At 56.8% G+C, this 22,408-nt stretch carries 19 protein-coding genes and 1 riboswitch; of the genes, 10 read left to right on the top strand and 9 right to left on the bottom strand.

Translation table 11 applies throughout. The annotated features are described in order from the left end of the window. The 7 genes from EPE01S_RS17090 to ilvI form a co-directional block, all read right to left on the bottom strand. On the bottom strand, nt 1–1,364 hold a 1,364-nt coding region (locus EPE01S_RS17090; protein WP_062747521.1), incomplete at its 3' end, for a penicillin-binding transpeptidase domain-containing protein. A gap of 15 nt (nt 1,365–1,379) precedes the next feature. Then, nucleotides 1,380–1,700: a cell division protein FtsL gene (gene ftsL, locus EPE01S_RS17085; protein WP_062747519.1), complete on the bottom strand. Its 321-nt coding sequence runs from the start codon at nt 1,698–1,700 to the stop codon at nt 1,380–1,382. Further along, nucleotides 1,697–2,638 carry a 16S rRNA (cytosine(1402)-N(4))-methyltransferase RsmH gene (rsmH, locus tag EPE01S_RS17080; RefSeq protein WP_062747517.1) on the bottom strand — a complete coding sequence of 314 codons (942 nt, stop codon included), beginning with the start codon at nt 2,636–2,638 and terminating at the stop codon, nt 1,697–1,699. The genes ftsL and rsmH overlap by 4 nt, the downstream gene beginning before the upstream one ends. A gap of 2 nt (nt 2,639–2,640) precedes the next feature. Then, nucleotides 2,641–3,099, bottom strand: a complete 459-nt coding sequence (gene mraZ / locus EPE01S_RS17075) for a division/cell wall cluster transcriptional repressor MraZ (RefSeq protein ID WP_062747515.1) — start codon at nt 3,097–3,099, stop codon at nt 2,641–2,643. A gap of 515 nt (nt 3,100–3,614) precedes the next feature. Then, nucleotides 3,615–4,625 (bottom strand): catabolite repressor/activator, encoded by a 1,011-nt coding sequence (gene cra / locus EPE01S_RS17070; protein WP_062747513.1) that lies wholly within the window; start codon nt 4,623–4,625, stop codon nt 3,615–3,617. 162 nt (nt 4,626–4,787) lie between these two features. Further along, the gene (gene ilvN, locus EPE01S_RS17065; protein ID WP_062747511.1) at nt 4,788–5,279 is read right to left on the bottom strand and encodes an acetolactate synthase small subunit; all 492 of its coding nucleotides are present in this window, start codon (nt 5,277–5,279) and stop codon (nt 4,788–4,790) included. A 2-nt stretch (nt 5,280–5,281) separates the two neighbouring features. After that, nucleotides 5,282–7,006 (bottom strand): acetolactate synthase 3 large subunit, encoded by a 1,725-nt coding sequence (ilvI, locus tag EPE01S_RS17060; protein WP_062747509.1) that lies wholly within the window; start codon nt 7,004–7,006, stop codon nt 5,282–5,284. Between the two features lie 463 nt (nt 7,007–7,469). On the opposite strand from ilvI, the gene leuL reads away from it, so the two are divergent. From leuL to leuD, 5 genes are all read left to right on the top strand, one after another. Then, nucleotides 7,470–7,568 carry a leu operon leader peptide gene (gene leuL, locus EPE01S_RS24110; RefSeq protein WP_373279686.1) on the top strand — a complete coding sequence of 33 codons (99 nt, stop codon included), beginning with the start codon at nt 7,470–7,472 and terminating at the stop codon, nt 7,566–7,568. 94 nt (nt 7,569–7,662) lie between these two features. Beyond that, nucleotides 7,663–9,231 (top strand): 2-isopropylmalate synthase, encoded by a 1,569-nt coding sequence (gene leuA, locus EPE01S_RS17055; protein ID WP_062747506.1) that lies wholly within the window; start codon nt 7,663–7,665, stop codon nt 9,229–9,231. Next, nucleotides 9,232–10,320 (top strand): 3-isopropylmalate dehydrogenase, encoded by a 1,089-nt coding sequence (leuB, locus tag EPE01S_RS17050; RefSeq protein WP_062747504.1) that lies wholly within the window; start codon nt 9,232–9,234, stop codon nt 10,318–10,320. 4 nt (nt 10,321–10,324) lie between these two features. After that, on the top strand, nt 10,325–11,722 hold the full coding sequence (leuC, locus tag EPE01S_RS17045; RefSeq protein WP_062747502.1) for a 3-isopropylmalate dehydratase large subunit: 1,398 nt from the start codon (nt 10,325–10,327) through the stop codon (nt 11,720–11,722). Nucleotides 11,723–11,731: 9 nt separating this feature from the next. Next, complete coding sequence (leuD, locus tag EPE01S_RS17040) at nt 11,732–12,337, top strand: 3-isopropylmalate dehydratase small subunit (RefSeq protein WP_062747500.1); 606 nt, start codon at nt 11,732–11,734, stop codon at nt 12,335–12,337. A gap of 85 nt (nt 12,338–12,422) precedes the next feature. Here leuD and EPE01S_RS17035 read toward each other — a convergent pair whose 3' ends face one another. Continuing rightward, nucleotides 12,423–13,604 (bottom strand): MFS transporter, encoded by a 1,182-nt coding sequence (locus EPE01S_RS17035; protein WP_062747498.1) that lies wholly within the window; start codon nt 13,602–13,604, stop codon nt 12,423–12,425. A gap of 258 nt (nt 13,605–13,862) precedes the next feature. Between EPE01S_RS17035 and sgrR the strand changes: the two genes are divergently transcribed. The 4 genes from sgrR to thiQ all read left to right on the top strand — a co-directional run bounded on the left by sgrR (nt 13,863) and on the right by thiQ (nt 19,011). After that, nucleotides 13,863–15,524 carry an HTH-type transcriptional regulator SgrR gene (gene sgrR, locus EPE01S_RS17030; protein WP_062747496.1) on the top strand — a complete coding sequence of 554 codons (1,662 nt, stop codon included), beginning with the start codon at nt 13,863–13,865 and terminating at the stop codon, nt 15,522–15,524. Between the two features lie 35 nt (nt 15,525–15,559). Next, a riboswitch (TPP riboswitch) is annotated at nt 15,560–15,700 on the top strand. A gap of 38 nt (nt 15,701–15,738) precedes the next feature. After that, nucleotides 15,739–16,725: a thiamine ABC transporter substrate binding subunit gene (gene thiB / locus EPE01S_RS17025; RefSeq protein ID WP_062747494.1), complete on the top strand. Its 987-nt coding sequence runs from the start codon at nt 15,739–15,741 to the stop codon at nt 16,723–16,725. Beyond that, nucleotides 16,701–18,311 carry a thiamine/thiamine pyrophosphate ABC transporter permease ThiP gene (thiP, locus tag EPE01S_RS17020; RefSeq protein WP_062747492.1) on the top strand — a complete coding sequence of 537 codons (1,611 nt, stop codon included), beginning with the start codon at nt 16,701–16,703 and terminating at the stop codon, nt 18,309–18,311. Before thiB ends, thiP begins: the two co-directional genes overlap by 25 nt. Next, on the top strand, nt 18,295–19,011 hold the full coding sequence (gene thiQ, locus EPE01S_RS17015; RefSeq protein WP_062747490.1) for a thiamine ABC transporter ATP-binding protein ThiQ: 717 nt from the start codon (nt 18,295–18,297) through the stop codon (nt 19,009–19,011). The genes thiP and thiQ overlap by 17 nt, the downstream gene beginning before the upstream one ends. Here thiQ and EPE01S_RS17010 read toward each other — a convergent pair. Next, on the bottom strand, nt 18,988–19,749 hold the full coding sequence (locus EPE01S_RS17010; protein WP_062747488.1) for a DedA family protein: 762 nt from the start codon (nt 19,747–19,749) through the stop codon (nt 18,988–18,990). The genes thiQ and EPE01S_RS17010 overlap by 24 nt on opposite strands. A gap of 273 nt (nt 19,750–20,022) precedes the next feature. On the opposite strand from EPE01S_RS17010, the gene polB reads away from it, so the two are divergent. After that, nucleotides 20,023–22,386: a DNA polymerase II gene (gene polB / locus EPE01S_RS17005; protein WP_062747486.1), complete on the top strand. Its 2,364-nt coding sequence runs from the start codon at nt 20,023–20,025 to the stop codon at nt 22,384–22,386. Nucleotides 22,387–22,408 lie beyond the last annotated feature (22 nt).

The raw sequence follows: 22,408 nt of genomic DNA, 5'->3' as shown, positions 1-22,408 counted from the left end.
CCCGCCACTGGCGGGTCAACTTTGGTAATCGACAGCGGACGGTAAATGCCGTAGCTGCCCATCGTGGCGTAGACTCGCGCTAGCTGTAACGGCGTTACCATTAGCCCGTAGCCGAAAGAGAAGGTGGCCCTCTCTATGTCAGACCACCGTTGTTTTTGAGGATATAAGCCACTGCTTTCTCCGACCAACCCCAAATTGGTCGCTTTGCCTAACCCAAAACGAGAGTAAGTATCTACTAACGCGCTGGACGGCATCGCTAACGCCAGTCTGGAAACACCGACGTTTGACGACTTCTGAAGCACCCCGGTCAGGGTCAATTCGCTGTAGCGGGCCACATCTTTAATTTCATGGCCGTTAATCCGGTAAGGCACGGTGTTCAGTACGCTGCCTTCGCGCACCACGCCACGCTGCAGGGCAGCCATCACCACCATCGGTTTGACGGTAGAGCCCGGTTCAAAAATATCGGTGATTGCGCGGTTACGCATTACGTCTTTCGTGGTACCCGCCAGGTTATTCGGGTTATAGGCCGGGCTGTTCGCCATCGCCAGCACCTCACCGGTGTTCACATCCACCAGCACCGCCGTACCCGATTCCGCCTTGTTGAAAGCAACGGCATTATTCAGCTCGCGGTAGACCTGCGCCTGCAGGCGCTCGTCGATACTCAACGCCAGGTTGTGTGCCGCCTGGCTGTCTACCGAGGAGATATCCTCAATCACCCGTCCAAAGCGGTCTTTACGCACCGTCCGTTCGCCTGGCTGGCCGGTCAGCCATTTATCAAAGCTTTTTTCTACGCCTTCGATACCCTGGCCGTCGATATTGGTGAAACCAATCAGATGTGATGTGACCTGCCCGGCAGGATAGTAGCGACGTGATTCTTCCCGCAGAAAGATACCCGGCAGTTTAAGTTTTTTGATGTAATCGCCAATGGCAGGATTCACCTGCCGGGCCAGATAAACGAAGCGGCCTTTCGGATTGGCATTTACGCGTGCTGCCAGCTGGTCGAGGGGAATAGAGAGCGCGTCGGAAAGGGCCTTCCAGCGGCTGTCGAGGGTGATCCCCCCTTTATCGTGCAGCTCTTTGGGATCGGCCCAGATCGCATTCACTGGCACGCTGACGGCCAGAGGACGGCCTGCACGATCGCTAATCATCCCACGCGAAGTGGGGATCGCCTGAACGCGCAGTGAACGCATATCGCCCTCACGCACCAGCCGATCGGGGTTGATCACCTGCAGATAGGCCACCCGCATCAGCAGCCCGACCAGCGCCAGAAAGATACAGCCGCACAGCAACGCAAAACGCCAGCTAACAAAGCTGGCCTGATCTTCCTGGCGTTTCGACTTCTGCGTCTTACTTGCGGCTCTCATTGAGTCCGTGTGTCCTTATCGCTGTACCACAATATTTTCCTGCGAAGGATCAACATGCTGCATCTGTAGTTTCTCCGTTGCTATCCGTTCCACCCGGCTATGATCGCCCAGTGCATTTTCTTCCAGAATCAGGTTGCGCCACTCAATATCCAGCGCGTCACGCTCCAGCACCAACTGCTCGCGCTGCGCAGTGAGCAAACGTGTTTTGTGCGCGGTGGTCACAACCAGCACCGCTGAAACCAGCGAGGCAATCAGCAGGATCAATGGGATCTTGCCGTGCCGCAGTATATCGCCACCGATCACACCTGGCAGGCTGTGACGCTCATTACCGATCATGCTTCGGTGCGCTCCGCAATACGCAGCACAGAGCTACGGGCGCGCGGGTTGTCCGCCACTTCACTCTCACCGGGCATCATTTTGCCCAGCGCTTTCAGGCGGCGACCACCCAGACTGTTAAGTTGCGCTTCGGTCATGGGTATACCATGGGGGATCTGCGGCCCACGGCTCTGTTCGCGCATAAAGCGTTTTACGATGCGGTCTTCCAGCGAGTGGAAACTGATCACCGAAAGACGCCCGCCGGCTGACAACGCGCTCAGTGAGCCCTTCAGCGCCTTTTCGATCTCGTCCAGCTCACTGTTCACCCAGATACGGATGGCCTGGAAACTGCGTGTCGCCGGGTGTTTAAATTTATCTTTCACCGGCGTGGCGACATAAATAACGTCGGCCAGTTCTTTCGTCCGCGTCATCGGCTGTTCACGGTTGCGCTCCACGATGGCGCGGGCGATACGTTTGGCAAACCGCTCCTCACCGAAGGTCTTCAGCACAAAAACAATGTCAGCCTCTTCCGCTTTCAGCAGCCACTCTGCCGCCGACTGACCGCGCGTGGGATCCATGCGCATATCCAGCGGTCCGTCGCGCATGAAGGAGAAGCCGCGCTCGGCGTCATCCAGCTGCGGAGAAGAGACGCCCAGATCCAGCAGGATCCCGTCAATCTTGCCACTCAGCCCACGCTCTTCTACGTATTCTGCCAGCGCAGAAAAGGGGCCATGGATAATGGTGAAACGGGGATCGTCAATCTCAGCGGCTGCGGCAATCGCCTGCGGATCGCGGTCGATGGCGTACAAACGGCCCTTCTCGCCCAGTTGGGAAAGGATCAGGCGTGAGTGTCCACCGCGCCCAAAGGTGCCATCAATATAGATGCCGTCAGGGTGAATATTGAGGCCGTTTACCGCCTCGTCCAACAGCACTGTGGTGTGTTTAAAATTATCCTGCATAGCTATAACGACAAATCCTGCAACCGGTCAGATAGAGGTTCCTGAGAGGTGTGCTCTGCGTCAATATCTTCCTTGACTTGTTGATACCAGGTCTGTTCATCCCACAGCTCAAACTTGTTGAACTGCCCAACCAGCATCACTTCTTTGGTGAGGTTCGCATGCTGACGAAGCGTGTTCGCCAGCAGTAAGCGACCTGCATTATCCATCTGGCATTCACTGGCGTGCCCCAGCAGCAGGCGTTGTACACGGCGCTCTGCGGGGTTCATGCTGGATAAACGAGACAGCTTTTGTTCAATGATTTCCCATTCGGGTAAGGTGTAAAGCAGCAGGCATGTCTGGTGGAGGTCAATGGTACAAACCATTTGCCCTTGTGATTCCCCGATCAGCGTTTCGCGGTAGCGCGTTGGCACGGCAAGCCGGCCCTTGCTGTCGAGATTGACTAACGTTGCTCCACGGAACATGCCAGCCTCACCCCCCAGATCCCCAAAATCACCACTTAACTCCACAAATTCCCACCAAAAGAGTGTACGGAGCAGAGGAAATCATTGTCAAGCCGCATACATAGCCGATTGGCATTATTTCTTCGGGGGAGAAAACACGGGGAAGTTAAAAAAAACTATCTGGAGATAAATCTTAGAAATAAACTGATGAATAACGTCAGGAAATTCTTGCGCCCCTCTCAATCGCTCAAAAAAATACCACTTTATCTCCGCACAAAATAAGCTACCCGCTTTGCGACGTGGGCGGCATTTTAGGTTATTTCTTAAAACATTCCCAGCACAACCCTTTTGAGGCCCGGTCTGGCGCGAGGTTGGGCGTTTCAGAGTGTTTATAAACTTCAGTTTTTATAATCAGATGCTGACATTACGCGGCGGTTTTTACTTTTATTTACCTGAGGTAACACCAGAGTAACGGTTAAATTATGCCCTTAAGGTATAAAAGATATGAAAAAGGCAGCTTTCGCTGCCCTGGTAACTTAGTTAGTTTTACGATTTAATCGCCCGCGCCGATATAGATTTCGGCGGATGCGCGTCAGACCCGGTTTCGGTTTACGCGGTTCGTCAAGGCTGGCGAGTACCAGTTCCAGTACCCGTTCTGCAACGTCGCGGTGCCTCTGGCCCACCGCCAGAACCGGACACTCTAGGAAATCGAGCAGCTCATGATCGCCAAAAGTGGCAATGGCCAGATCCTGCGGAAGCCGGCCCTCACGGCGGAGCGTTACGTCCATCACCCCCTGCAGCAGTCCGAATGAGGTGGTAAACAGCGCTTCTGGCATGTCATGGGTTTCGAGGTACTTTTCAAAAAGCGTGGCGGCGGCACTACGTTCAAAACTATTAGCATAAATAAAGTCTATTGGACGGTCGTCCCCTTTCCAGGCATCACGGAAACCCAACTCACGCAGGAAACTCACGGACAGCTCCGGCAGTGCGCCCAGGAACAGCACGGATTTGGCAGGAAGCTTACGCAGTTCGGCCGCCAGCGCCTCAGCATCATCCTGGTCTGCCCCCACCACGCTGGTGAAATGTTCCCGATCCAGTGCGCGATCCAGCGCAATTATCGGTAACGGATCGTTGATCCAGCGCTGATAGAAAGGATGCTCCGGCGGCAATGAGGTCGAGACGATAATCGCATCAACCTGTCGTTGCAGCAGATGCTCCACGCAGCGCATTTCATTGTCCGGCTGATCTTCTGAACAGGCAATCAGCAGTTGATAACCGCGCTGGCGTGCCTGGCGTTCCAGGTAGTTTGCAATCCTTGTGTAGCTGGTATTCTCCAGATCGGGAATAACCAGTCCTATCGAACGCGTACGCCCGGCGCGTAACCCTGCCGCGACCGCGTTCGGATGGTAATTATGCTCACGCACCACCGCCATGACTTTCTCGACGGTTTTATCGCTGACACGATACTGCTTGGCCTTGCCGTTAATGACATAGCTGGCCGTCGTGCGCGAAACACCCGCGAGGCGCGCAATTTCATCCAGTTTCACAATAACCCCACACTTCGCTATGGATTAGTATTTGTAACATCTAACCGCAGAATACCTACGCGAGCAACCGCTTTTCATCGGCGGCGGGGGCTTTATGACAAAAATAAAAAAACCCGGCATTACGCCGGGTTAACTGACAATCTTAATTATCACGCCGTGGCATCAGCGCATGATGCGTTCGCCGCGGGCAACGCCGACGATCCCGGATCGGGCGACCTCAACAATTTCCGCCACTTCGCGCACGGCACTGAGGAACGCATCCAGCTTATCGCTGGTGCCGGCGAGCTGAACCGTATAAAGCGACGGTGTGACATCCACAATCTGCCCGCGGAAGATCTCAGCGCAGCGCTTCACCTCTTCACGGCCGTAGCCGCTGGCCTGAATCTTCACCAGCATGATTTCGCGCTCAACAAATGCGCCCTGGCCCAGTTCGCTGACGCGCAGAACATCCACCAGCTTGTGCAGCTGCTTTTCGATCTGCTCAATCACCTTCTCGTCGCCCACTGTCTGAATGGTCATCCGCGACAGCGTAGGATCGTCCGTCGGGGCCACGGTGAGGCTCTCAATGTTATAGCCACGCTGGGAGAACAGACCTACCACGCGGGACAATGCGCCGGATTCGTTTTCCAGCAGAACCGATAATACACGACGCATAATTAAGTCCTCTCCGTTTTGCTCAACCACATCTCGTCCATACCGCCACCGCGAATATGCATCGGGTAAACGTGCTCCGTGCCGTCAACGTTAACGTCGACAAAGACCAGGCGCTCTTTCGCCAGGTGTTCAAGCGCTTCCGTCAGCTTCGCTTCCAGCTCTTCCGGGCGGCTTATTGAAATACCCACATGACCATAGGCTTCCGCCAGGCGCACAAAATCAGGCAGTGACTCCATATAGGACTGGGAGTGACGGCCGGAATAGATCATGTCCTGCCACTGCTTCACCATGCCCAGGAAACGGTTGTTCAGATTGAGCACCAGCACCGGAATGCCGTACTGCAACGCAGTGGACAGCTCCTGAATATTCATCTGAATACTGCCATCGCCCGTGACACACACCACGGTTTCCTGCGGTAAGGCCAGTTTCACGCCCAGCGCGGCCGGCAAACCGAAGCCCATCGTGCCCAGACCACCGGAGTTGATCCAGCGGCGGGGCTTATCAAACTGATAATAGAGTGCAGCAAACATCTGGTGCTGACCCACGTCAGAGGTCACATAGGCATCGCCATGGGTCAGACGACAGATGGTTTCTATCACCGCCTGAGGTTTGATCTTATCGCTGGTGCGATCGAATTCGAGGCACTGGCGTGAACGCCACTGATCGATATTCTGCCACCAGTCGCGCACGCTGTCGTAATCCTGCTTCACATCGCTCTGCGCCAGCAGTTCCAGCATCTGCTGCAATACCTGCTTCGCATCGCCGACGATCGGCACATCGGCTGAAACGGTTTTAGAGATCGACGTCGGGTCAATATCGATATGCAGTATGGTGGCGTTCGGGCAATATTTTGCCAGGTTGTTGGTGGTGCGGTCATCGAAGCGTACGCCAACGGCAAAGATGACGTCAGAATGGTGCATCGTCATATTGGCTTCATAGGTACCGTGCATCCCCAGCATGCCCACGCACTGACGATGGGTTCCCGGGAATGCGCCCAGGCCCATCAGTGAGGTGGTGACCGGAATATTCAGCGTTTCAGCCAGCTGGCGCAGCTCCTCATGGCAGGCAGCGTTAATCACCCCGCCCCCGGCGTAGATCACCGGCTTTTTCCCAGCCAGTAGCGTTTGCAATGCGCGTTTAATCTGCCCTTTATGGCCCTGTGTCGTCGGATTGTATGAGCGCATACTGACTTCATCTGGCCAGACGTACGGCAGTTTATTCGCCGGACTCATCATATCTTTTGGCAGGTCTACGACCACCGGCCCGGGACGTCCGCTGGCGGCCAGCCAGAAGGCTTTTTTCATAATGGTGGGGATATCTTCAACCCGCTTCACCATAAAGCTGTGCTTCACGACCGGGCGGGAAATCCCCACCATGTCACACTCCTGGAAAGCGTCATAACCGATCAGGGAAGACATCACCTGGCCGGACAGCACCACCATCGGAATAGAGTCCATATAGGCGGTAGCAATGCCGGTAATCGCATTGGTCGCACCGGGTCCGGACGTGACCAGCACAACGCCGACATCACCGGTTGCACGGGCATAGCCATCTGCCATATGAACCGCGCCCTGTTCGTGACGAACCAGGATATGATCCACGCCGCCAACCGTTTGCAGAGCGTCATAGATATCAAGGACCGCTCCGCCGGGATAGCCGAATACATGTTTTACGCCCTGATCGATTAACGATCGGACTACCATCTCGGCTCCTGACAACATCTCCATTTTTGCCTCCAGGCTTTAAGGTGCTGATTTATCGGCCATCACGCGGACAGTAAAGGACTGCGGGCGGCAGATAAGGTCAAAACCTGTTTTTATTATGCTCAGACAGTGGAAGTCATTTCCAACATCCAGGTACAGGGCGAAGCCCCAGTTTTTCGAGGTTATGGCAAATACCATAACCGTAGAAAAGTTGGCAGGCAAACGGCAAACCCTACGACACGTGCGGAAAGGGATAATTAAGGCTCTGCCGCCCTCCCCCTGCCATCGACGTTTACACTGTAATTCTGCGCTTCGTAAAGCGGAATATACTGTGGTGATGAAATATACATTGTGATCGTTTTGTTATTAAAACCCTGCGGCCTTTAAAGCCCGGCGGCACAAATAATGCCCACACTCCGGGGAGCGTTATTGAAGGTTGACAGCTCCGGTCTTAATCAGGTATCAATAAAGTCACTTGCAGAATTTAATGAGGTTTGAGTCCATGATTCGTTCCAACCGCCTACTCGGTCTACTACTAAACGCATCCCCTTTGCGCGGTAGACTTGTGGGCGGAATCAATCACTGATTCAGGCCTGTAAAACCTAAGAAACCCGCGCCGATGCGCGGGTTTTTTTATGCTCGCAGCACCCGGCGACGTAAACCCGATAAGGAACTATCCCATGAGCGACCACGTCATTATTTTCGATACCACACTGCGCGATGGCGAACAGGCATTACAGGCCAGCCTGAGTGTGAAGGAAAAACTGCAGATTGCCCTGGCGCTGGAGCGTATGGGCGTTGACGTGATGGAGGTCGGTTTTCCGGTTTCGTCCCCGGGGGATTTTGAATCGGTACAGACCATCGCCCGTCAGATCAAAAACAGCCGGGTATGTGGCCTGGCACGCTGTGTAGAAAAAGATATCGACGCCGCCTATGAAGCGCTGCGCGTGGCAGATGCCTACCGTATTCATACCTTCCTCGCCACGTCCCCAATGCATATCGCCACCAAACTGCGCAGCACCCTGCCAGAGGTGATCGAGCGCGCGGTTAAAATGGTGAAGCGCGCACGTAACTACACCGATGACGTCGAATTTTCCTGCGAAGACGGCGGCCGCACGCCGATTGACGATCTGTGCAGGGTGGTGGAAGCCGCAATTAATGCCGGTGCCACAACCATTAACATCCCTGACACCGTCGGCTACACCCTGCCTTATGAATATGCCAATATTTTCAGCGCACTGCGTGAGCGCGTACCGAATATTGATAAAGCCATCCTGTCCGTACATACCCATGATGATTTGGGGATGGCGGTCGGCAATGCGCTGGCAGCGGTGAATGCCGGTGCCCGTCAGATTGAAGGGGCGATGAACGGCCTGGGCGAGCGCGCGGGTAACTGCGCGCTGGAAGAGGTGATCATGGCAATTAAAACCCGCGGTCAGCTGATGAAAGTTCAGACGAGGATTAATCATCAGGAGATCTACCGTACCTGCCAGACCGTCAGCAAAATCTGCAATATGCCTATCCCGGCGCACAAAGCGATTATCGGCTCCAACGCCTTCGCTCACTCTTCCGGTATCCATCAGGATGGCGTACTGAAAAATCGTGAAAACTACGAAATCCTGACGCCAGAATCCATTGGCCTGAAACAGGTTCAGCTGAATCTGACCTCCCGTTCGGGGCGCGCAGCCGTCAAGCACCGCATGGAGGAGATGGGCTACACCGACGCCGAGTACAACATGGATACGCTGTACGATGCATTCAAAGCGCTGGCCGATAAGAAAGGTCAGGTATTCGACTATGACCTGGAAGCACTGGCGTTTATCAATAAACAGTCTGAAGAGCCGGAATACTTCACACTGGATACCTTCAACGTGCAGTCCGGTTCAACGGTGATTGCCACTGCCACGGTACAGCTGGGCTGCGGCGAACAACAGAAAACCGAAGCGGCCACCGGTAACGGTCCGGTGGATGCCGTTTACCAGGCCATCAACCGTATCACCGACTTTGATGCCGAGCTGATTAACTATCAACTGACCGCGAAAGGCCACGGCAAAGACGCGCTGGGTCAGGTGGATATTGTGGTGCAGTACAACGGCCGTAAATTCCACGGCGTTGGCCTGGCGACCGATATTGTCGAATCCTCCGCTAACGCAATGGTGAACGCGCTGAATACCATCTGGCGCGCACGTCAGGTGGAGCAGGAATTGCAGCGTAAGTCTCAGAATAAAGATCAGAAGGAAGCCGTATAAATGTCCCGTACTTACCATATTGCTGTATTACCCGGTGACGGCATCGGCCCGGAAGTGATGGCCCAGGCCAGTAAAGTGCTGGAAGCCATTCGCCAGCGTTTCAGTCTGCGCATCTCCACCAGCGAATACGATGTCGGTGGTATTGCCATCGACCGTCACGGCGTTCCGCTGCCTGATGCGACGGTAAAAGGCTGTGAGCAGGCTGACGCCATTCTGTTCGGTTCGGTCGGTGGCCCAAAATGGGAGCATCTGCCCCCGACAGAACAGCCGGAGCGCGGCGCTCTGCTGCCCCTGCGTAAACATTTTCAACTGTTCAGCAATCTGCGACCAGCCAGCCTGTATAAGGGGCTGGAAGATTTCTGCCCGCTGCGCCGCGATATTGCCGATCAGGGCTTTGATATTCTGGTGGTGCGCGAACTGACTGGCGGGATCTATTTCGGTCAGCCGAAAGGCCGCGAAGGCAGCGGCATGCACGAACGCGCCTTCGACACCGAGGTCTATCACCGCTTCGAGATCGAACGCATTGCCCGTATCGCCTTTGAATCGGCACGCAAGCGCCGCAGCAAAGTCACCTCCATTGATAAAGCCAACGTGCTGCAGTCCTCGATTCTCTGGCGCCAGATCGTCAATGAAGTGGCGCAGGATTACCCGGACGTTGAGCTGAGCCATATGTATATCGATAACGCCACCATGCAGCTGATCAAGGCCCCGTCGCAGTTCGACGTGATGCTCTGCTCGAATCTGTTCGGGGATATTCTGTCCGATGAATGTGCCATGATCACCGGCTCCATGGGAATGCTGCCCTCCGCCAGCCTGAACGAAAAAGGTTTTGGGCTGTTTGAACCGGCGGGCGGCTCTGCGCCGGATATCGCCGGGAAAAATATCGCCAATCCGGTGGCTCAGATCCTGTCGCTGGCCCTGCTGCTGCGCTACAGCCTGAATGAAACCGAGGCGGCAGAGGCTATTGAACATGCCATTAATCGTGCACTGGCTGAAGGTTACCGCACCGGTGACCTGGCGGGCAGCGGCACGTCAATCGGCACCGATGAAATGGGCAGCACCATTGCCCGGTTTATTCGCGAAGCATAAAAATATGAAAACACTGTACGAGAAGCTGTTTGATGCGCATGTCGTGCACGAAGCACCCGGTGAAACGCCGCTGATCTATATCGACAGGCACCTTGTTCATGAGGTGACGTCGGCGCAGGCCTTTGACGGCCTGCGTGCACACGGTCGCACGGTGCGTCAGCCGTCTAAGACCTTTGCCACCATGGATCACAACGTCTCGACCCAGTCGCGTGACATCAACGCCAGCGGTGAGATGGCGCGGATTCAGATGTCTGCGCTGATAAAAAACTGTGAGGCCTTTGGCGTACAGCTGTTTGACCTCAGCCATCAGTTCCAGGGCATTGTGCATGTGATGGGGCCGGAACAGGGCCTGTCACTGCCTGGCATGACCATTGTCTGCGGCGACTCGCATACCTCTACGCACGGCGCGTTGGGTGCGCTGGCCTTTGGTATCGGCACGTCAGAAGTGGAGCATGTGCTGGCGACGCAGACGCTAAAACAGGCCAGGGCGAAAACCATGAAGGTCGAAGTCCGCGGTCAGACCGCGCCGGGGATCACGGCAAAAGATATTGCCCTGGCGATTATCGGTAAAACCGGCAGTGGCGGGGGGAACGGCCACGTCGTGGAGTTCTGCGGGGAAGCCGTCGCCGCGTTGAGCATGGAAGGCCGCATGACGCTGTGTAATATGGCGATCGAACTGGGTGCCAAAGCCGGACTGATTGCTCCGGACGACACCACCTTCCACTACGTGAACGGCCGTCGTTTTGCCCCCAGAGGCGCGGCCTGGCAGCAGGCTGTCGACTACTGGCGCACGCTGAAAACCGACGACGGTGCGCATTTCGATAAAGTGGTGACGCTGGACGCGGCTGAGATCGCGCCGCAGGTGACCTGGGGAACCAATCCGGGGCAGGTCATTGCCGTCAGTGACCCGATCCCCGATCCCGCCTCCTTCAGCGATCCGGTAGAACGCGCCTCGGCGGAAAAAGCCCTGGCTTATATGGATCTGAAACCCGGGGTTCGCCTGACTGAGGTGCCGATAGATAAAGTGTTTATCGGCTCCTGTACCAACTCACGCATCGAGGATTTACGCGCAGCGGCGGCGGTGGTGAAAGGACATAAAATTGCACCGGGTGTGCAGGGCTACGTGGTGCCCGGCTCCGGCCCGGTAAAAGCGCAGGCCGAAGAAGAAGGTCTGGATAAAATCTTTATTGATGCCGGGTTTGAATGGCGTCTGCCTGGCTGCTCTATGTGTCTGGCCATGAATAACGATCGCCTCAGCCCGGGCGAACGCTGTGCGTCCACCAGCAACCGCAACTTTGAAGGCCGTCAGGGACGCGGCGGGCGAACGCATCTGGTCAGCCCGGCGATGGCCGCCGCTGCTGCGGTCGCCGGCCACTTTGCTGATATCCGTGAGCTGATTTAAGGAACTTTTATGGCGAAGAAATTTACTCAACACAGTGGTGTTGTGGTGCCGCTGGACGCCGCTAACGTTGATACCGACGCGATCATCCCTAAGCAGTTCCTGCAGATGGTGACGCGCACCGGTTTTGGCCGCAATCTGTTTTTTGACTGGCGCTACACCGATGCTGAAGGGCAGATCCCAGACCCGGCGTTTGTGCTGAATAAACCCGAGTTCAGCGGTGCCAGTATTATGCTTACCCGGGAAAACTTTGGTTGTGGATCGTCACGCGAGCATGCGCCCTGGGCGCTGACCGACTATGGTATTCAGGCGATTATTGGCTCCGGCTTCGCCGATATTTTTGCCAATAACGCATTCAACAACCAGCTTCTGCTGGTGACACTGAGTGAAGAGGAAATTGATGAGATATTCCGGCGGGTCGCCGACCAGCCGGGGATCCGGTTTACTGTCGATCTGGAAAAACAGCAGGTGCGGGTCGGTGAGAAAGTGTATCCCTTTGAGATCGACAGTTTTCGCCGCCACTGCCTGATTAACGGGCTGGATGCCATCGGTATGACGCTACAGCACGACGCAGATATCACGGCCTACGAGCAAAAACAGCACGCGTTTCTGCGTTAATTTGGCGGGGGCGTAACAGCCGTTTAGCCCCTGACGCTGTTCAGGGGCTGATAGGGTGTTCCGTCGCCGCATGTCGAAGGCCCTGCTATATCACCCTTTTTTCCCGTACCCGCCATGATAATGCCAGCGCCATCAGTGCCAGCCCTAATGCGGCCCAGTAAACAGCGTGATGGCCGAAGGTTTCCGCCAGCGCCCCCTGAATAATCCCGGCCAGGATCACGCCGGTCGAAATACTGTTAGTAAACAGCGTGGTCGCCGCTCCCGGCCGTGAGGGCATTAAGTCCTGAAACCAGATCATACCTATTCCGGCAATAATGCCGATGTACACCGCGTTAAACAGCTGCAGCACCATCAGCGCCGTCCGGCTCTGAAACAGCACCAGGCCAAGGTAAAACAGCGCCCCACAGCCAATCGCCACCAGCATCATATTGCGTTTACCCAGCCGCTTAACATAATGGCCCGCCAGCAGCATCACCGGAATTTCCAGACCGGCCGCAGTGCCCATCAGCAACCCGGCCAGCGTATCCGGCATCCCCAGTACGCTGCTGATATACAACGGCATATCAATGATGTACATGGTGTTACAGGTCCACATCAGCACCGATCCGATAAACAGCATGCGCACATCGCGGCTCTTCCAGCCACTAATCGCCGTAATCGGCACGCCCGCGGATACCGCAGCGCGCGGCACCGAGGGCAGGGTAAACCAGACCAGCGCGACGCAGACCATAAACAGCAGCCCTGCCAGTAGAAACATGGCGGTAAAGCCGTAATTCAGCGCGATAGCAAAGGAGAGCGGCGGCCCAATTACCCAGGCAAGGGAAAGCTGGGCACGCATGACGGAGCTGAACATCACCGCTTCACGGGCAGAGCTGTCAGCGTATTCCCGCGCCAGCGCGAAAATCTGCGGCATCGCCACGCTGGCGATAGCAGAGAGAAAAACACCAGCGGTGACCAGCGTCAGATAATGACGGTTAAAGGCAAAAAGGAGTGCGTTGCCTGTCGCCATTACGCAGCAGAACAGGATCAGCATCCGCCGATCGCCCCGGGTGTCGGATCGCTTTGCCAGCAGCAGGCTGACCACAATCCCCGCGACCGCATTGACGGTGTAAAACAGCCCCACCCAGAACGGCCGGACTGCGACTTCGCGGCTGAGAAACAGACTCAGCGTCGGGGCCTGCAGCGCGCCGGCGATGCCGACCATAAAAGAAACCGCCATAAATGCCAGATACACCGGATGAATACGACGGCTAAAGAGCGATGACATGAATAAGGCCTCAGTGACGGGACAATGCGGATAGCTCCTCAGAGCTTAGAAGAAAACCCACGAAAAAAGCCAGCTATGCCGAAGCCAGCTGGCTGGTGAAAAGCACCATACTCAGAATACCCTTAATAGCAGGGAGATGAATAACGATGATCAAGTGCCATTCAGATATGAATGCCTCCCACTCTTTCATCTGCAGCCATTATCACCGTAATATAAGGCAGGAAAAACAGACAGCTTTTAACACAGGGTTCCTCTTTTATGTCCTCACCCCGTTTACAGCAGCAATTTATCCGGCTCTGGCAGTGCTGTGATGGTCAGCCTCAGGAGACCACCCTCAGCGACCTGGCGGTACAGCTCAGTTGCTCACGCCGCCATATGCGCAACCTGCTGAATGCCATGCAGGAACAGGGGTGGCTGGAGTGGCAGGCCGAGGCCGGGCGCGGCAAACGATCGCGTCTGACCTTCCGCTATACCGGGCTGGCGCTGCAGCAGCAGCGGGCTGAGGATCTGCTGGAGCAGGATCGCATCGATCAGCTGGTGCAGTTAGTCGGCGATAAAAACCGCGTGCGCCAGATGCTGCTCTCCCATCTGGGCCGCAGTTTCCGTCAGGGAAAACACATTCTGCGCGTGCTCTACTATCGTCCCCTGCTCAATCTGCTGCCCGGAACGCCGCTGCGCCGCTCTGAAACGCACCTTGCCCGGCAGATTTTCAACGGGCTGGCGCGGATAAATGAGGAAAACGGGGAAATCGAGCCGGATATCGCCCATCACTGGCAGCAGATTGCCCCGGATCACTGGCGCTTCTTTTTGCGTCCGGCGATCCACTTTCATCACGGCCGTGAGCTGGACGTCGACGATGTTATCGCCAGCCTGGAACGCCTGAAAACGCAGCCACTTTACAGCCATTTAAACCGGATTGAGTGCCACACGCCCTGGACCCTGGATATTTATCTGCACCAGCCCGATAACTGGCTACCGTGGCTGCTGGGCAGCGTCAGCGCGATGATCCTGCCAAAAGAGTGGCCGCATATGCGCAACTTTGCCCGCCAGCCGGTCGGCACCGGGGCCTACGCGGTGGAACGCAATCAGCACAGCCAGCTGCGTATCTCCGCCTTTGATGACTACTTCGGCTACCGGGCGCTGATAGATGAGGTCAATATCTGGGTTCTGCCGGAGATCAGCGATGAGCTGGTCTACTCCGGGGTCAAACTGCAGAGTGAGAATACGGATGAGAAGTCAGAAGAGAGTCGTCTGGAAGAGGGCTGCTATTTTCTGATGTTCGACCAGCGCTCTGAGCAGGGGCGCAATGAACAGCTGCGCCGCTGGATCAGCACCATTTTTAACCCGATTGCCCTGCTTAACCACAGCGGCATCGCCTATCAGCGCTACTGGTTTCCGGCTTATGGCCTGCTGCCGCGCTGGCATCACCGACGCTCAATGGCGACCGCAGAAAAACCCGCAGGCCTGACGTCACTGACCATTACCTGGTACAGCGATCATATTGAGCATCAGGGGATCGCCAACGCGCTGGGGCCGATCCTTGCCGCGCACGGCGTCACGCTCATTACGCAGGAAATTGACTACGAAAGCTGGTATCGCGGTGAGGCGGAAAGTGACATCTGGCTGGGTAGCGCCAACTTCACGCTACCGCTGGAGTTTTCCCTGTTTTCGCTGCTGTATGAGATCCCACTGATGCACCACTGTGTGCCTACCGACTGGGAAAATGATGCGCGGCAGTGGCGTGAACAGACCCTGCCACTGGCTGACTGGAGCAAACAGCTGATAGACAGTAACTACCTGCATCCCCTGTTCCATCACTGGCTGCTGCTGCACGGCCAGCGAAGCATGCGCGGCGTACGCATGAATACCCTCGGCTGGTTTGACTTTAAATCAGCCTGGTTTGCGCCGCCCGAATCATGACGCTTTCGTAACAAAGACGAAACCACTAGAATAAGCCGTTCTCAACGGGGTGCGAACACCCTGCTGTGATATTGCCCGATGCCGGGTCAATGTCTGCGCAGCACGTTTTCGCTGAGAAAAACCCGTCGAACCTGATCCGGATCATACCGGCGTAGGGATTTGAGAGTGTCACTGACTCAGATCCTTTGCGCATTTTCCCTTAAAGGAACGCAAAGTGTTGAAAAAATTACTCCCTCTGCTGGCGCTGTTTTCCCTGCCTGCCCTCGCGGCGAAAGATACCCTGACGGTTTACACCTACGACTCCTTCTCTGCCGAATGGGGGCCTGGGCCGGCGATTAAAAAAGCCTTCGAAGCACAGTGCAACTGTGAGCTGAAATTCGTCGCGCTGGAAGACGGTGTCTCGCTGCTCAACCGCCTGCGTATGGAAGGGAAAAACAGCAAAGCCGACGTGGTGCTGGGGCTGGATAACAATCTGCTGGATGCGGCCGAAAAAACCGGCCTGTTTGCGCCGTCAAAGGTAGACACCCGAGATGCTACCGTGCCGGGCGGCTGGACGAACACAACTTTCGTCCCCTATGACTACGGCTGGTTTGCTTTCGTTTATGACAAGACCCGGCTGCAGAACCCGCCGAAAAGCCTGAAGGAACTGGTCGAGAGCGACCGTCCTCTGAAGGTGATTTATGAAGATCCGCGCACCAGCACCCCGGGGCTTGGCCTGCTGCTGTGGATGCAGAAAGTTTACGGCGATAAGAGCCCGGAAGCGTGGCAGCAGCTGGCGAAGAAGACCGTTACGGTGACAAAAGGATGGAGCGAGGCCTACGGTCTGTTCCTGAAAGGGGAAAGTGATATGGTGCTCAGCTACACGACCTCGCCCGCTTATCATCTGATTGAAGAGAAGAAAGATCAGTACGCCGCGGCAAACTTCAGTGAAGGCCACTATCTTCAGGTTGAGGTGGCCGGGCAGTTAAAAGCCAGTAAGCAACCTGAACTGGCACACGCATTTATGCAATTCGTGATGACACAACCCTTCCAGAAAACCATTGCAACCGGCAACTGGATGTATCCGGCTACCCGTACCGCGCTGCCAGAAGGGTTCAACACCCTGACCGTGCCGGCCACCTCGTTGCAGTTCAGCCCGCAGGATGTTGCTACCCAACGCAGCCAATGGATTAGTGCATGGCAACGCGCCGTCAGCCGCTAATTCCTGGCTGGTTAGTCCCGGGCCTGCTGGCCGGGCTGCTGCTGGTCAGCGTGGCCCTGCTGGCGTTTTCCGCCCTGTGGCAAAACGCGCCCGCCACGGACTGGCGCGGACTGTGGCAGGACAGCTACCTGTGGCACGTGCTGCGCTTCTCCTTCTGGCAGGCGCTGCTGTCGGCATTGCTGTCGGTACTCCCGGCGATTCCCGTGGCGCGTGCGCTTTACCGCCGTCGCTTTCCCGGGCGTGACACGCTGCTGCGGCTGTGTGCTATGACGCTGGTGCTGCCGGTACTGGTCGCCGTGTTTGGCATTCTCAGCGTGTATGGCCGCAGCGGCTGGCTGGCACAGCTTTGCGCCCTGCTCGGCATTGGTTATTCATTCACCCCCTATGGCCTGCAGGGGATCCTGCTGGCCCATGTGTTCTTTAATCTGCCGCTGGCTACGCGCCTGCTGCTCCAGGCCTTACAGCAGATCCCCGGTGAACAGCGACAGATCGCCGCGCAACTGGGACTGAGTGGCTGGGCGCATTTTCGCCTTGTCGAATGGCCGTGGCTGCGGCGGCAGCTCCTGCCCGCCGGGGCGCTGATCTTTATGCTGTGTTTTGCCAGCTTTGCGACGGTACTGTCCCTCGGGGGCGGCCCGCGCGCGACCACCATTGAGCTGGCGATCTTCCAGGCACTGAGTTTTGATTACGATCCCGGGCGAGCCGCCCTGCTGGCGCTGATACAGATGGTGTGCTGCCTCGGTCTGGTGATGTTAAGCCAGCGGCTGAGTAAGGTGCTGCCCACGGGAAGTGACAGCCTCGGGGGCTGGCGCAACCCGCAGGACAGCGGCCCCGCCCGCCTGCTTGACGGGCTACTGATCGCCAGCATGGTGTTGCTGATCCTGCCACCGCTGCTGGCGGTGGTGGCCGACGGAATGAATCAGGGGTTAAGCGGCGTCCTGCACCAGCCTGCACTGTGGCAGGCGATGTTCACCTCGCTACGCATTGCGCTGGGCGCTGGGGTCCTCAGCGTGGTGCTGACGCTGATGCTGCTGTGGAGCAGCCGTGAACTGCGCCTGCGCCAGCGGCCGCTGTGGGGCCAGACGCTGGAACTCAGCGGGATGCTCATCCTGGCGATGCCGGGAATTGTGCTGGCCACCGGTTTTTTCCTGTTACTCAACCAGACCATCGGGCTGCCGGACTCTGCAGAAGGGATTGTCATCGTCACGAATGCACTGATGGCAGTGCCGTATGCGATGAAAGTGCTGGAAAACCCACTGCGTGATGTCGCAGCACGTTATAACCCGCTGTGCCTGTCGCTGGATATTCGTGGCTGGAACCGCCTGCGGCTGATTGAGCTGCGCGCCCTGAAACGACCGCTGGCCCAGGCGCTCGCCTTTGCCTGTGTGCTGTCGATTGGCGATTTTGGCGTAGTGGCACTGTTTGGCAATGAGCACTTCCGCACCCTGCCGTTTTATCTTTATCAGCAGATCGGCTCCTATCGCAGCAGCGACGGGGCGGTTACCGCCCTGTTACTTTTACTGCTCTGCTTTCTGCTGTACACCCTGATTGAAAAACTGCCGGGGAACCATGCTAAATCTGACTAATCTGACCTGGCTGTATCATCATCTGCCGATGCGCTTTACCTTCAGCGCGCAGGCGGGAGAGCGACTGGCCATCCTGGGCCCCAGCGGGGCAGGAAAAAGTACCCTGCTGAGCCTGATTGCCGGCTTCCTGCCGGTCAACGGCGGCGAATTGATACTGAATGGCAGCGATCACCGCAACAGCGCTCCCGCGCAGCGTCCGGTATCCATGCTGTTTCAGGAAAATAACCTCTTTCCCCATCTGACCGTGGCGCAGAATATCGGGCTGGGGTTACATCCCGGGCTGAAACTGAACCACCAGCAAAAGCACGCGTTACAGAACATTGCGCAGCGCGTCGGGCTGACGGAACATTTACACCGTCTGCCGCATCAGCTTTCCGGCGGCCAGCGTCAGCGTGCCGCCCTCGCCCGCTGCCTGGTCCGTCAGCAGCCGATACTGCTGCTGGATGAACCCTTTTCTGCACTGGATCCGGCCCTGCGTAAAGAGATGCTCGGCCTGGTGGATGAGGTCTGTACCGAGCGGAATATTACCCTGCTGATGGTGTCGCACAGCATTGAAGACGCCGCCGCGATTGCCCCGCGTAGCCTGCTGATTGTCGACGGACGGGTTTACTGGGATGGCAGCACCGCGCAGTTGCAGCGCGGTGCCGTACCGGAAGCGACAGTGCTGGGGATAACCTTAGAAGAACACGTCCCACAGTAGGTGGCGGAAAACCGGCATCATTGGGTGGAACTGCAGGGCCGTGAAGCTGGCCACTGCCAGGAGCATCACCAGCGGAGCCAGCCAGCGCAGACGCGTTCGCGGCAAATACTCTGTCGCCCAGTCGTTCTGTTTTTTGGCGCGCAGCCAGCGCCAGCAGAGCCAGCAGCCCAGCCAGACAAGGATCGCCACGCCCAGTAACAGCCACTTAAACATCGCACTGTTGGCGTCTTTCGGCACGTCGATTGCGACACCGGCAAGAATGCCCGGCAGTAAATAGAGCGGTGGCCAGAGAAGACAGCCAATGATATTAGGAGGAATAAATTTCCGTATCGGCAGCTCCAGCATTCCCGCCACCAGCGGGATCAGCGGGCGGGTCGGCCCGACAAAACGGCCCACAATAATGGTGAACATGCTGTGTGCGTGCAGCGCATGTTCCGTTTTATCCATCAGCTTCTGGTGTTTTTTTATAAACGACCAGCGGTGCAGCGGCCCTTTAAACTGCCAGCCAATCAGGTAGGAAACCCAGTCTCCCAGCAGGCAGCCCAGCGTACCGACGGCCCAGGCGGGATACAGGCCAATCTGCCCGCTGCCAATCAGGGCACCAAAGGATGCCATCAATACCGTACCCGGTAACAGCAATCCGACCAGCGCCAGTGATTCAAAGAAAGTGATCAGCCCGACGGCCAGCAGAGACCAGGCCAGCGACTGGGTGATTAAATGTTGTAGCCAGGCTTCCATAATGTTCCAAACTGATTAACAGAATCCCGGATTGTCCAGAGGCTTCAGTCAAGCGTCAAGGCCTGTTTTGTATGGGAACGTAGCATAAGAGAACCCCCGCATGAACACTGTATAAATAAACATGCTATTATTGAGCTTCTGGCAGCCTGTCACCACCATCATTCGAGTGGTATCAGGGCGGCAAATGAAGGTGCTCCCTCCACTGACTGAAGTCAGTAATGGGGTCAGTCAGTGCCGCCAACGCAGAGCAGCCTGAAATCTTAAGGAGAAAAGGTGAACGACGCACGTGCAGGATTTCTGTTAACTCGCCACTGGCGGGACACCCCCGCAGGCAGTGAAATCACGCTATGGCTGGCAACCGATACGGGACCTCAGCAGGTGGTACTGCCTCCGCAGGAGTCGGTGGCATTTATCCCTGCCGAACAGCAGGCTGCCGCCGCCGCACTGCTGACCGGCGAGCGTCACTGGCGCTTTGCTCCCCTTGAGATGAAAGATTTTCGCCAGCGGCCGGTGGTAGGACTGTACTGCCGTCAGCAGCGCCAGCTCCAGCGGCTGGAAAAACTGCTGCGGGAAAAGGGCATCACCCTGTATGAAGCCGACGTGCGCCCGCCGGATCGTTTTCTGATGGAGCGCTTCATTACCGCACCGGTCTGGTTCAGCGGTCAGCCCGCCGGAGATCGTATGGTCAATACCCGGCTGAAACCCCATCCGGACTATCGTCCCCCGCTGAAATGGGTCTCGCTGGATATTGAAACCACCCGTCACGGTGAGCTGTACTGCATCGGGCTGGAGGGCTGCGGCCAGCGAGATGTCTATATGCTCGGCCCGGAAAACGGCGATGCCAGCACGCTCGATTTTCATCTGGAGTACGTTGCCAGCCGGCCGCTGCTGCTGGAAAAACTCAATGCCTGGTTTGCACGCCACGATCCCGACGTGCTGATCGGCTGGAACGTCGTACAGTTTGATCTGCGTGTCCTGCAAAAACACGCCGACCGTTACGGCATTCCCCTGAATCTGGGACGCGGGCACAGCCCGGCACTCGAGTGGCGTGAACACGGTTTCAAGCCCGGGATCTTCTTTGCCCAGGCCAGCGGCCGGCTGATTATTGATGGTATCGATGCCCTGAAATCCGCGTTCTGGAACTTCGAGTCTTTCAGCCTGGAAGCGGTATCGCGCGAACTGCTGGGAGAGGGCAAAGCCATCAATAATCCCTGGCAGCGCATGGAAGAAATTAACCAGCGTTTTGCGGAAGATAAGCCTGCGCTGGCCCATTACAACCTGAAGGACTGTGAGCTGGTTACCCGAATTTTCCAGCACACCGAGCTGATGCCCTTCCTGCTGGAGCGCGCCTCAGTGAATGGTCTGGCGGTTGACCGGCACGGGGGTTCCGTTGCTGCATTTAGCCATCTTTATCTGCCGCGCATGCACCGTGCGGGATTTGTCGCGCCGAACCTGGGGGATGTGGCGCCGGAAGCCAGCCCGGGCGGATACGTGATGGACTCGCGCCCCGGCCTGTATGACTCGGTGCTGGTACTGGATTATAAAAGCCTGTACCCCTCGATCATCCGCACCTTCCTGATTGATCCGGTGGGACTGGTCGAAGGGATGGCACATCCGGATGAGTCCGACTCTGTCCCCGGCTACCGTGGGGCGCGGTTCTCCCGCACCACCCACTGTTTGCCCGCCATTGTGAACCAGATCTGGCAGGGCCGTGAAGAAGCTAAAAAACAGGGCAACAAGCCCCTTTCGCAGGCGCTGAAAATCATTATGAATGCCTTCTACGGCGTACTGGGTACCAGCGCCTGCCGGTTTTTCGATCCCCGCCTGGCGTCGTCAATAACGATGCGTGGCCACGATATTATGCGTCAGACCCGTGAACTGATCGAAGCAGAAGGCTATGACGTCATTTATGGCGATACGGACTCCACCTTCGTCTGGCTGAAGTCGGCTCATGATGAAACACAGGCCGCGGACATTGGCCGCCATCTGGTGAACCGGGTCAATCAGTGGTGGCAGGAGCATCTGCGCACAACGTTCAATCTGGACAGCGCGCTGGAACTGGAGTACGAAACCCACTTCTGCCGCTTTCTGATGCCCACCATACGCGGCGCTGAACAGGGCAGCAAAAAACGCTACGCGGGCCTGATCCGTAACGGGGATAATCAGCGTATGGTGTTTAAGGGGCTGGAAACCGTCCGTACTGACTGGACGCCACTGGCACAGAAATTTCAGCAGGAGCTCTATCTGCGCATCTTTACCGGACAGCCTTATCAGGATTATATCCTTGAAACCGTGCGCCAGCTGATGGAGGGCGAGCTGGACGATCAGCTGACTTACAGCAAGCGCCTGCGTCGCCCGCTGGGCGAGTATCAGCGCAACGTGCCTCCGCACGTGCGTGCCGCGCGTATTGCGGATGAACAGAATGAGAAGCTGGGCCGGCCGCTGCTGTATCAGAAAGGGGGGAAGATCCGCTATGTAATGGCGACGTCAGGCCCCGAGCCGCTGGAAGCCCGCCTCACGCCGCTGGACTACGATCACTACCTCACACGGCAGTTGGAGCCGGTAGCCGATGGCATCCTGCCCTTTATGCAGGATGACTTTGCTACACTGGTCACTGGACAGCTGGGGCTTTTTTGACAGGTGACGAACGGGCAGCCTT

It is taken from the genome of Erwinia persicina NBRC 102418, from assembly GCF_001571305.1.
Taxonomy (GTDB): domain Bacteria; phylum Pseudomonadota; class Gammaproteobacteria; order Enterobacterales; family Enterobacteriaceae; genus Erwinia; species Erwinia persicina.
This window is presented reverse-complemented; position numbering and strand designations above follow the sequence as displayed.